We start from the raw sequence: 12,325 nt of genomic DNA on the forward strand, positions 1-12,325 counted from the left end.
TTCATGGAGAATTTGCAACTCATGGGAGCAAAGGGGACGGGTAGACCCGGGATTTGGTAATCGCATCGGATCAGGTCTATAATAATAAGACAGGCTGTGGGTCCATTGGTTATGCCAACGTGCTCGCAACAGCCCAAACCAACATATGTCATGGGAGGAATCAGTCATGTCCGTATATTCATATCAGGCGGTAACCACCGCGAACCAAGAAGTCTCACTGGATCTGTATCAAGGTAAAGTATTGGTCATTGCTAATACAGCCAGCAAGTGTGGGCTGACCCCGCAATACGGTGAATTGCAAAAGCTCTATGATCGTTATCGCGATCAAGGCTTGGTTGTACTGGGTTTCCCTTGTAACCAGTTTGGAGGGCAGGAGCCAGGTACAAGTGAGGAAGCGGAATCATTTTGCCAGATTAACTATGGTGTGAATTTCCCGGTGTTTACCAAGGTAGATGTGAATGGTGAGGACACTCATCCCCTGTTCCAATACCTGAAGGAACAACAACCTGGCGTAGGTGAAACAAGCGACATCCAATGGAACTTCACCAAGTTCCTTGTTAACCGCGAAGGTGAAGTGGTAGGTCGTGTTGAACCGAAAGAATCTCCGGAGACAATGATTGCAGATATCGAGAAATTGCTCGGTTAATACATGAACGTTGAGAAGCCTGTCCTTGCATAAACAAGGATAGGCTTCTTTGATTATTTTATATACGCAGATTTATTCTGTTCACAGGTAGGAGTTGGATCCATGAGATCAACCCTGTAATGAAAATTGAAGCCATTTATTTTTTTGTGAAAGTCAACAAGAATGCAAGAGACGCCTCTAACTTTATACGTCCACACTGCGTTCATACAGGGGTTACGGAAGCCATTACATAGCATAAACCCACTCAAATCCGGGGACAATGAAATCAATACAATGAAGGGAAGAAAGGCTTAAAGACAGGGCAATGACCTCTTTCGACAATTTTTTTTTGCTTAACCTATTGCAATGTGAAAAATATCACATTATAATAAGTGTATAAAGTGAAATAAATCACATACACAGCTTCGAACAAGAAGTGAAATGTTTCACAACCATAACAACCTTATATTCAAACTCATTTATATATTTCGAGGAGGAACTTTTAATGAAAATCGCAGTTATCGGATGTACACACGCAGGGACCGCAGCCATCGTAAATACCGCCAAATTGTACCCGGATGCTACCATCACGGTGTATGAGCGCAATGACAATATCTCCTTCCTATCTTGTGGCATTGCGCTCTACGTAGGTGGGGTTGTGAAAGACCCTGAAGGCTTGTTCTACTCTTCGCCTAATCAACTGGCAGAGCTTGGTGTCGAGACCAAGATGCTTCATGAAGTTACAGCAGTAGATGCCAAGGGCCATACCCTTCAGGCTAAAAACCTGCAAACTGGGGAAGAATTTGAAGATACGTTTGACAAACTGATCGTGACAACGGGTTCATGGCCTGTTGTTCCAAAGCTTGAAGGCATCGAGATGGATAACATTTTACTTTGCAAAAACTACAATCATTCCAACACAATTATTGAAAAAGCCAAAGATGCCAAACGTGTTACCGTTGTAGGTGCAGGATATATTGGCGTAGAACTGGTGGAAGCTTTCCAGATGAACGGTAAGGAAGTTACCCTGATCGACAGTGTGGACCGTATTTTGAACAAATACCTGGACCCTGAATTCACGGATGCGATCGAAGATACGTTGACTGGGCGTGGCATCAAGCTGGCCCTCGGTCAAACGGTACAGAATTTTACTGGAGAGAATGGCAAAGTAACTAAGGTGATCACGTCCAAAGGAGAGTTTGAAACCGATCTGGTTATTCTGTGCATTGGTTTCCGTCCAAATACAGAGCTGCTCAAAGGCCAAGTGGATATGCTGCCAAACGGCGCAATCATCGTGGATAAATATATGCAAACCAGTCAAAAAGACGTCTTCGCTGCGGGTGACAGCTGTGCTATTCATTACAACCCGACAGGCAAAGCATCTTACATTCCACTGGCAACTAACGCCGTGCGGATGGGTACACTCGTAGCCCGTAACCTGGTTCGTCCTACGACACCGTATATGGGTACACAAGGAACATCGGGTATCAAAATTTATGAGCAAAATATCGCGGGTACAGGGATGACTGAGATGTCTGCTGCTGATGAAGGTCTGATTGTTGAATCTGTGGTACTGGAAGACAGCTACCGTCCGGAGTTCATGCCAACGGCTGAGAAACTGTTGCTCAAAGTAGTATATGAGCAGGCTACTCGTCGGATCGTTGGAGCACAGGTGATGTCTCAGGTTGATCTGACTCAATCGATTAATACGATCTCGGTTTGCATCCAAAATAACATGACCGTAGATGAGCTGGCCTTCATCGACTTCTTCTTCCAGCCACATTACAACAAACCGTGGAACTTCCTGAACACGGCGGGTCTGCAAGCACTGCCTCCAATTGAAGTAAAATCACCAGCAATGGTGTAAGGAAGCAGAATAGATGGTTGAACAGCGAGCATGATAAACGCCATACAAAGATAAATGCTTATCCGTAAATATGAGGTGTACAATAACTGCCAGGATTACGAAACAAGGCGGACGATTATAAAGGAAAAAGAAGACTGGCGAGTATATCGTCAGTCTTCTTTTGTGATTTTTTAGCTACAAAAGGCCTTACTACACTCTTGCTGTCATAACTATTCCAAGACACTCTTAGAGTATCTTTTTAAACAACATTGTGATAATTTGCACAAAGTTATGTTTAGGACCGAGATACAATTAGGATATGGTATTCAACGCATAAACAATGAAATTCAGGTCGTTTTTCCAAACGATGAACAATGAAGGAGAGGATGAATGATATGGCAGCAAAAACACCTCTTGAGGTTGCACAATATACGGCGCAAACAGGAATGAAGAAGGCTCAATATCCGGTGTCTTCTGTACTGGTGCTCAGTTTTCTGGCAGGTGCGTTTATTGCGTTGGGTTTTCTACTGGATATTCGGGTGATTGCATCTGCTCCGGCAGAGTGGGGAAGTCTGGTCAATCTGATTGGAGCAGCAGTGTTCCCGGTTGGATTAATCTTGGTACTCATCGGTGGTGGCGAGCTGCTGACAGGTAACATGATGGCAGTTCCACTTGCTACGATTGCAAGAAAATTATCTGTGGGTAGCATGTTGAAAAATCTAACCTTAGTGACGATTGGTAATTTTGTTGGAGCTTTGTTTGTCGCGTACGCGTTTGGACATGTGCTGGGTCTGACCGGAGAAGGTGTATATCTGGCGAAAGTGGTGGATATGGCTGGGCATAAGCTGCATGACGGCTTCTTGCAAGCTTTCATCTCTGGCATCGGCTGTAACTGGCTGGTCGCGCTGGCCGTGTGGTTATCTTATGCTTCGGATACGATGAGTGGCAAGGTACTGGGCATTTGGTTTCCAACGATGGCATTTGTGGCGATTGGATTCCAGCACGTTGTGGCCAATATGTTCCTCATCCCGGCGGCAATCTTTGAAGGACATTATTCGTGGGGTCAATATGTGATGAATTTCATTCCGGTATGGCTCGGGAATCTGACTGGAGGTGCTCTGTTTGTGGCTGCAGCCTATTGGGTGGTGTACCTGCGCCAAGCTGAGCCGAAAGTGAAACCGGAGGTAGCAACGTCGATCGAACCTATGGAGACGGAGGCTAGAGTGATGTTGAGTAAGCAGGCATAGAGGGCACAAAGCGGGGCATATATACACTTATTCTTATAGCAGAAGTGAAGACGATTCTGATCTTGCTCGGTTCATGGCGAATATGCTGTGATGGAGCAGGGCGGGATCGTTTTTTTGTATGGGGTTCTTGTTGGAATTCAACGCAAAATAAATTCGCCATGACAAGGTTCGGGGGAACGAAACCTGTTCATGGCGAATTTCGGGAGTGGTCCATGATATGGCATGAGGAGGAAGTGGGGAAACACTAGCCTAATGCCTTATTTTTAATTTACCCCTGAATTCTGAAGTTGAATCAAACGGCCAACATTTTTTGAAAATAAATAGCCACAGCTTAAGAAAGTATTACTTTCAAAATTTAAGTTACATAATTACCTACTTAGGAGAGATTGGATAGATGTGTAGTTATATTTGGTCCAAGAAGATTGTTTCTTAGATGGCATAAAGCAGTTCCTACGAATGGGAAATTAATGTATTATGATATTAGTGCTTATATCATAATAAGGGTTGACTGAAACAGAATAGTAATTAAGTGCTTCAACGTGAAAAGATTGGATTTGCTATAATTTAAGTCATCTTTTATTATCTATAACAATTAATTTCTCTCTACTTTGTGAATAGGAGGTTGCAAATATGTTGAAATCCGTAGTAAACATAATTTTAATTGCATCAATAATAGTATTTTTGTTTTTCTTATTCATTATTTTCTTTAATCCACCTACAGACATTTTAGAAGTTGGAAAGTTAAAGGTTAGAACATCAATATCAGCAGGTATTATGGCAGTCGCAGCTTTCACAAGAACTAGAATAAAACGTAATAAATTTTAAAACAAATGGCCTTTATCCGATATTAATTGGATAAAGGCCATTTAGATATTAATTTATTGTGACTTTCCCGAACTGATATTTATTTGGATTGAGTATGGCGTATGGATAGCTACCATATCTAGAGCTTCCGTCCCACAAATACCACCCATTACCTGTCCCGTTTGTGCTGTTTTTGTATATCAAACCTTTACCTGCTTTAGCCGCATTTGATAATCTGACGAGATCTTGGCCTTTTGTTATTGAATCAAACAGATAATATGCTGTATACGACCAAGAAACTATGTTGAGATAAGGGATGACTTTAGCAGCTACAGAACTACCAAATTTTTGAGTAACCGAATTTTTTGCAGCTTGAATACCTGAAGATACTGCTACGTCAACACCATGCTTGATTGCTGAGTTTGATAAGCTAACCCCTACGTCATTAGCCAAGTCGTTTGCCATAATTTGAACTGTAGAAGGTGATAAAAATTTCATTTCTTGGACAATTTCAATTGCTCTCCAGTCATTTCCAGACCAACCCATTTTATTTACATAATCGACATCTATCTTTCCTTCATATTTCCAAGTGCCACCCTTAGACATGTTGAACACCAAGTTATCTGCACCGGCATTTGCTTTAGATAGTGGTAATAGAACACCGATTAAAGACAACATTACTGATAACGCTATGAGCGTTAATTTACTTTTGCGAAATATTAACTGCATTAATTAATTCCCCCGATCAAATTTTTGGCAACATAACTAAAAAGTTTTCGTTGCATAAAAAACCATAACATCCCAAGTTAAGAAAAACAATCATAATGAGGAAAAATAGTAGTAAAATACCAATTTAAAAATCAAAAAAGTATATTAGATATTAATCACTAAGTCCAATTTACCTATAAAATTCTAATTAATGATTATATTGGACTAACGAATATATTATGATTCTACACAAATGCGTAGTGTCTTAAAACCAACCCTTCTGTATTCTTTACCTCCAAAATATAAAAATCACCTCTTCATTCCGACAAGACGGTTGAATGGTCAATCCAACTGGAGAGAGTGACAGATGCACAGAAATTTTTCTGGTATATAGCTTGATTTACCAGAATTGCGCGTAGTGAAAATGTGCCCTATACCCGTGTATATTTCGAATACTCATGCACAAACTTTAGTGTGGAGCTGCAGGAATATTCCTAAATGGGGGTGGATTGCCCCTGTTCTCTTTACGCGATAACCTCGAAGAAGATATGATATAGGGATAGCTTTTAAAGAGGGGAGCCTTACGATGATCGATCAGGAGAATGGTGTATTTGCGGCGGTGTGCCCGCTCGACTGTCCGGACACTTGTGGTCTGTTATTACATAAAGAGAACGGCAAAATTGTGAAGGTGGCAGGCAATCCGGATCATCCGATAACCAAGGGTGCCATCTGTAATAAAGTTAGAAATATGACTGAGCGGGTGTATCACCCCGAGCGTCTACAATATCCGATGAAACGTGTAGGAGCCAAAGGCGAAGGCCAGTTTGAACGAATTAGTTGGGATGAAGCGATTCATGAGATTACGACCAAATTCACTGCATTGTCCGAAACCTACGGCCCGGAGAGTATCCTGCCCTACAGCTTTTACGGTAACATGGGCATTCTCGGCGTAGACGGTATGGATCGGCGTTTCTTCAATGCGCTTGGTGCGAGTGTACTGGAGCAGACGATCTGTAACTCCGCTGGAAATACCGGCTGGAAATATACGATGGGCGCCAATCGGGGAACAGTGCCGGAAGATACGGAGCATGCGGATCTCATCCTGGTGTGGGGTGGCAATATCGTCAGTACCAATATGCATCAGGTCGTTTTGGCGGAGAAAGCACGCAAGAAAGGCGCCAAGATTGTCGTCATCGACGTTCATCGCAATCGTACGGCCCAATGGGGCGACTGGTTTATTCCTTTGTATCCGGGCACGGACAGTGCACTGGCGCTAGGATTGATGCATGTGCTGTTCGAACGGGGACTGACGGATGAAGCGTTTATGCAAAAGTATACGGTGGGTCATGAGGCACTACGTGATCATGTCCGCAGTTACACCCCTGAACGTGTTGCACGCATTACGGGCGTGCCGGAGGAGACGATTGTGGAGCTGGCCGAACTATACGGCAACGCACAGGCAGCCCATATTCACATCGGCAACGGCCTTCAGCACCATGATAATGGTGGGATGAATGTGCGTAGCGTTGCATGTCTGCCTGCCATCACAGGGCAATGGCTGAAGCAAGGCGGCGGTGCTGTTCGCACCAACAGCTACGCGAGCACAAATAGCGACGCGCTCGAACGTCCGGAGCTGCGGCAGAATCCGGAGCCGCGAGTGGTGAACATGAACCGGATTGGTGAAGCGTTGCTGGAAGCAGAGCAGCCGATCCGGGCGATGATGGTCTACTGCAGCAATCCACTGGTGGTGGCACCGGATACCGAGCGGGTGGAGCGAGGTTTTGCACGGGAAGATCTATTCACGGTTGTGCATGATCTGTTCATGACGGATACCGCGAAATATGCAGATATCGTATTACCAGCCACATCTTCATTTGAAGCGACGGACCTGTATACCTCCTATTGGCATCAGTACGTTCATCTGCAAGAGCCGGTAATTGCACCGATTGGGGAGAGCAAGAGCAATGTGGAACTGTTCTCAATGCTTGGGCAGGCTATGGGGTACGATCCTGCAATCTTTGGAGAAACGCCGGAACAGATGATTGAGGACGCACTTCAGGGCACAGGCAACCCCTACATGAATGGGGTCACGTTGGAGGGACTGAAGGAACATCGATTCGTGAAGCTGGATATGACGCCACATGCTGCATATCTGGATCAGCTGCCCACACCTTCAGGCAAAATCGAATTGTATTCCGAGACGATGGAACAGCGAGGGCTTCCGCCGCTCCCTACCTATAGTGCTCTGGTTGAAGGATACGATGGGGAGCATCCGGCTGGACCTGCCGATACGTATCCATTGATGTTCCTGTCGCCGCCAAACCATAATTTCCTGAACTCCACCTTTGGTAATTCAGCCAAACATCAGCGTTTGGAAAAGATGCCTCTATTGCAGATACACCCCGAGGACGCCATCCGTAGAAACCTAGAGGATGGAGATGCGGTAGTCGTATGGAATGATCGTGGGCGCATTGAACTTACCGCCAAAGTAAGTGAAGCCATGTTGCCGGGAACCGTCATCAGCCAAGGCTTATGGTGGGATGGTGACGGGAAGAAGCAGCGGGCGAATTCACTGACGTCCAATCGCTTGTCGGACATGGGGAACGGGGCTACCTTCTTCTCGGCCACTGTTGAAGTGAAGCGTCAATGAGTGTGCTTGCAGCGTGATTTTTTTGAGGTAAGATGAACAAAGGACAAAATGTAGCAGGATTAAAGAGCAATAGATGTAACACTTCATAAAACCTTCGCTCTGGCTGGTTATGGTTATGCCGTCAGGGCAAAGGTCTATTTTTTATGGCTATTTGTATGTGCAGAGGTACTAAGGAGAATGAATTAACGATGATGAGATGGCTGGATAACTATCCAAAAGAAGTGAGAATATTTTTATTAGCAAGTCTGGTTAACGCAACAGGCAGTGCACTGATGTGGCCGCTGACCACCATGTATGTGTTTGATGAACTTGGGCGGACGATGGCAAACGCGGGTTTTGTGATCCTCATTCAGTCCCTGGGCGGCATCTTTGGACAATTGCTTGGAGGTTCATTGTACCATCGGGTGGGTGTGAAGAAGCTGATCATTGGTTCACTGGCGCTTAATGCGTTAGGTTTGTTTGCGCTGCCCTGGATTAGCGCGTATTGGGTCGTATTTATATGTGCCATGGGCTGGATTGGTCTGTTCAGTTCATTGTCGTTGCCAGCGATTCAGGCCTTTATTGGCTTCCGGTTTGCGGAGCGACGCGGTGAATTATTCAATATTATCTATGTAGCGAACAATATCGGGGTGGCGATTGGTACGGCGCTAAGTGGTTTTCTGGCTGACTTTTCCTATCACCTCAGCTTTGTTCTGAACGGGGTGACCTCAGCCGGGTTCGCGATATTCTTCTGGTATTATCTGTCGCGGGTTGAACCGGATCAGGGGGAAGTGCATCTGACGAAACGAATAACCGTCCCCGATGGGCCGGGCGTCTGGGCATTGCTGGGCAATACCCGATTATATCTGTTTATGAGCTTTGGCGTGCTGTTCCTGTTATTCGGCAATTCCATCTGGAACACAGGCGTGTCCCCGTATATCATTTCTGAGGGTATGGAAAAAAGAATGTACGGCCTGCTCTGGACCCTGAACGGGGTGCTGATCTTTGTAGGCCAACCTTTCACCAGTTGGATAAAACGGACCATGGCCCGTACCTCCACGGCTCAGATGACGGCGAGTGCCGTATTCTACGGCATGGCCTATATCGTCATGATTACCATGTACAGCTATCCGGGCATGGTGCTCGCCATGGTACTTGCCACGTTTGGAGAGATGTTGATCTCCCCTGCAACGCCTGCGTTTATCTCGGAGCATGCGGGCAGGGCAGCCCCTTTTTACATCGGGATATCGGGTGGGATCGGTGCGGTTGGACGTGTTATCGGGCCATATGCGATGGGGGTCATGTATGACAAACAGGGACTTATTCCGGTAGCGTGGCTGGCAACAGGCACAGCGGCGATTGCGGTAATTGGTTTTGTGCTGCACGCAGTGTTGAACCGTAATCGTGAAGTGAAGGAGTATGGGATGGATACGTAACGCAGTATCGTAATTTCTTTTCCTGTACCGTAACCGTACCCTGATGATATTGTAAAATGAAGCGAGGCTAACCTTCACCCCAGTAGCGGAGTGAGGGTTGTTTTGTCTTTACAGAGACTAACTCCAATAGCTTGCCAGCGAATGATTTTTCCGATGAGATGAGCCATGAATGTTCAGAAATCAGACTTGTTAGAGTGCATTCCCATGTCAATCAACATCCTCCCCTCTATTTGTGCATAATGCCCATATAATAGAATGGGTCTGGTAAAGGCAGGAGGATGCATACGATGTACAAGGTTTTGTTGGTTGATGATGAATTTATGATCTCGGACGGGATCTCCAGTGTGGTGAACTGGTCCCGATTAGGAACAGAACTGATCGGCATTGCTCAAGATGGATTGGAAGCGCTTGCTTCAATCGAGCGGCAACGCCCGGATATCATCATCTCGGACATCCGCATGCCGGGAATGGATGGGTTACAGCTGGTTGAAGCTGTGGCAGAGAAGTATCAGCATATTTCGTTTATCATGCTCACGGGTTTTACGGAGTTCGAATATGCAAAAACGGCCATGCATTATGGGGTGAAGCACTACTTGCTCAAGCCCTGCAGTGAAGAGCATCTTGTACAGGCTATCAGTGAATTGGTCAGTGAGAAGCGAGAGTTAACCGATCAGGAGCGTTTTGTGCAGTCGATCCAATATAATCTGGAGCGTGTACTGCCGCATGCCAAGGAATATTTTCTGAAAGAGCTAGTCACGAACAGAACATACGGGGTCAAGGAATGGAAGTATTTCAAGGAATTATTCGATGTACAGTTTCAGGATCAGCGTGTGCGGTTGCTGCTGGTAGAGATTGAGGGGGATCATGAGTATCTGCACTTGTTCGCGGTGAAGAACATTGCCGAAGATATTTTTCACAATCCCATCTTAAGTGCCACGGTTGGAAGGCATGTGCTACTAATTATGGAGGACAAGTTGTCTGAAACGCAGTTGTTTCATAATATCGATGAGATTCGCGCCACATTTACCCGATATTATCATGATGATCTCACGATAGCGCTAAGCGAGCCAGGAGACCTCTCGCAGGCACGCCATTTGTACATGCAGACGCTGGTTTATCTCAATTACCGCTTTTACCTCGGTGAGGGCAGTCTCATTATGGAACGGGATATTTACTCTCCCGGAGAACGCATTCTTCCTGAATTCGAATACGATCCGGAGCGGATGGTTACTGCAATCAAGGCGGGACACTGGCAGGAAGTGGGATCAGAGCTGAACCGGATGTTTCAGCTGCTTGCCAGCTTGCGATACGATATATCTCAAACGAAGTCCTATCTTATTCAGATGTTTATGGAGATGATTCGACTCAGTGGCGCTTCCGAGATGAAAAGGTATATGGACCAGTTGCCAGGCATGATTGAATCCAGCACCCTGCATTCTTTTCAACAGTTTTTGCTTGCCGTCGGCAAGGAAATCACCCTGCGCCGCTATGAACAACATCGCTCCAGACAATCGCAGATGGTAGGTAGTGTGAAACAGCTGGTAGAGAAACGCTACAAGGACGAGACATTAACACTCCAGTCCATCGCTGGGGAAATATACATGAATCCAGACTACATCGGCAAAATGTTCAAAAAAGAAACTGGGGAGAAATTTACGAACTATGTGTTAAGCTACCGCATCCGTAAAGCGTTGGAGCTTCTGGAGCAGGACGGGAACTATACCGTATCCTCGCTCGCCGAACAGACAGGATTTGGTGCCAACTGGCCGTATTTCAGTAAAATGTTCAAGAAATACACGGGATTCTCCCCTTCCGAGTATAAAAAAGTACCCTAGGACAGCGTTGCTGTCGCTTTTACATAGCTAATCTTTATATCCGATCTACATCTAATCTGTGATCGGGCCCTGTACGCCATTCATCGGCAGCAGGGTCTTTTTTTGTCGGACGGAACTCGGTTTTGAACATCCATTTATCGGAAATGAGCATGGGAAGAAAAGGCGCTCGATTCTATCATTAGAAGTGTCATGTTAGTGAATGAACATCGAGAGTGGAGGTTGAATGGATGGAGCTGAATCGAAGCCGGGGGATTGAACCTGGGCGTTTGAAGCCAGCTGGCAAATGGGGTTTGGTGAAAAAGGAACTTGTCCGCAACAGATACGTCTATCTGATGCTTGTTCCTGTGGTAGCCTACTATCTGATTTTCAGCTATGGGCCAATGTACGGGCTACTGATGGCATTTCAGGAATCCTACAACCCGATCAAAGGAATCTTGGCAGGCGAATGGGTCGGATTTGACAACTTCACCATGTTTTTTGAAAGTTATTATTTCTGGCGACTGATTAAGAACACACTGATTTTGAGTTTTTACAGTATTGTGTTTGGTTTCCCGGCTCCGATTCTACTAGCACTGCTGCTGAATGAAGTCCGGAAGAAGTGGTTCAGAGGTGCAGTACAGACCATCAGTTATATGCCGCATTTCATCTCGGTTGTCGTCGTGGTTGGAATGTTGAAAACGTTCTCATCTCTGGATGGTGGGTTATTTAACGTCATTCGTGACTTTTTCGATCTGCAGCCAATTATGTTTTTGGCGGAAAAGGATATATTCCGTCCGATGTACATCCTGTCCAACATATGGCAGGGCGCAGGCTGGGCCTCGATTATCTTTTTGGCAGCACTAAGTGGTATTGATCCTCAGTTGTATGAAGCTTCCAAAATTGACGGCGCAGGCCGCTGGAGACAGCTGTTACATATTACACTGCCGGGCATTATGCCAACGATTGTGATCATGTTAATTCTGCGTATGGGGGCGGTCATGAACGCAGATTTTCAGAAAATATTGCTGATGCAAACGGCACCGACCTATGAGACATCGGATGTCATATCCACCTTTGTTTATCGATCCGGTATTTTGGAGGGGAACTATACGTATTCAACCGCCATCGGACTATTTAACGGCGTCATTAATTTCGCGCTGCTCATTATCGCAAACGCGATCAGCAGAAAGCTTAACTCAACCAGTCTATGGTAATC

General features: G+C 45.5%; 9 protein-coding genes. 8 read left to right on the forward strand and 1 reads right to left on the reverse strand.

Features of this window, described 5'->3' with window-relative positions; all coding sequences use genetic code 11:
• Positions 1 to 166: 166 nt before the first annotated feature.
• The 4 genes from ACDJ59_RS28320 (at position 167) to ACDJ59_RS28335 (ending at position 4,543) form a co-directional block, all read left to right on the forward strand.
• The gene (locus ACDJ59_RS28320) at positions 167 to 646 is read left to right on the forward strand and encodes a glutathione peroxidase (protein ID WP_413406962.1); all 480 of its coding nucleotides are present in this window, start codon (positions 167 to 169) and stop codon (positions 644 to 646) included.
• Between the two features lie 484 nt (positions 647 to 1,130).
• The gene (locus tag ACDJ59_RS28325; RefSeq protein WP_413406963.1) at positions 1,131 to 2,492 is read left to right on the forward strand and encodes an FAD-dependent oxidoreductase; all 1,362 of its coding nucleotides are present in this window, start codon (positions 1,131 to 1,133) and stop codon (positions 2,490 to 2,492) included.
• Between the two features lie 374 nt (positions 2,493 to 2,866).
• A complete protein-coding gene (locus ACDJ59_RS28330) occupies positions 2,867 to 3,718 on the forward strand; it encodes a formate/nitrite transporter family protein (protein ID WP_307415813.1) in 852 nt (283 codons plus the stop codon).
• Positions 3,719 to 4,348: 630 nt separating this feature from the next.
• Complete coding sequence (locus ACDJ59_RS28335; protein WP_413406964.1) at positions 4,349 to 4,543, forward strand: hypothetical protein; 195 nt, start codon at positions 4,349 to 4,351, stop codon at positions 4,541 to 4,543.
• A 48-nt stretch (positions 4,544 to 4,591) separates the two neighbouring features.
• Here the strand turns inward: ACDJ59_RS28335 and ACDJ59_RS28340 are convergent, their stop codons facing one another.
• Complete coding sequence (locus ACDJ59_RS28340) at positions 4,592 to 5,251, reverse strand: hypothetical protein (protein ID WP_413406965.1); 660 nt, start codon at positions 5,249 to 5,251, stop codon at positions 4,592 to 4,594.
• Between the two features lie 565 nt (positions 5,252 to 5,816).
• On the opposite strand from ACDJ59_RS28340, the gene ACDJ59_RS28345 reads away from it, so the two are divergent.
• The 4 genes from ACDJ59_RS28345 (at position 5,817) to ACDJ59_RS28360 (ending at position 12,323) form a co-directional block, all read left to right on the forward strand.
• Positions 5,817 to 7,880: a molybdopterin-dependent oxidoreductase gene (locus ACDJ59_RS28345; protein WP_413406966.1), complete on the forward strand. Its 2,064-nt coding sequence runs from the start codon at positions 5,817 to 5,819 to the stop codon at positions 7,878 to 7,880.
• Between the two features lie 191 nt (positions 7,881 to 8,071).
• Entirely contained in the window at positions 8,072 to 9,295 is a 1,224-nt protein-coding gene (locus ACDJ59_RS28350) for an MFS transporter (protein WP_413409933.1), read from the forward strand.
• 287 nt (positions 9,296 to 9,582) lie between these two features.
• The gene (locus ACDJ59_RS28355; protein ID WP_413406967.1) at positions 9,583 to 11,130 is read left to right on the forward strand and encodes a response regulator transcription factor; all 1,548 of its coding nucleotides are present in this window, start codon (positions 9,583 to 9,585) and stop codon (positions 11,128 to 11,130) included.
• Positions 11,131 to 11,357: 227 nt separating this feature from the next.
• On the forward strand, positions 11,358 to 12,323 hold the full coding sequence (locus ACDJ59_RS28360) for an ABC transporter permease (RefSeq protein ID WP_413406968.1): 966 nt from the start codon (positions 11,358 to 11,360) through the stop codon (positions 12,321 to 12,323).
• Positions 12,324 to 12,325 lie beyond the last annotated feature (2 nt).

Origin of the sequence: Paenibacillus amylolyticus (genome assembly GCF_047302515.1) — a bacterium.
In the GTDB taxonomy this organism is placed as follows: domain Bacteria; phylum Bacillota; class Bacilli; order Paenibacillales; family Paenibacillaceae; genus Paenibacillus; species Paenibacillus amylolyticus_G.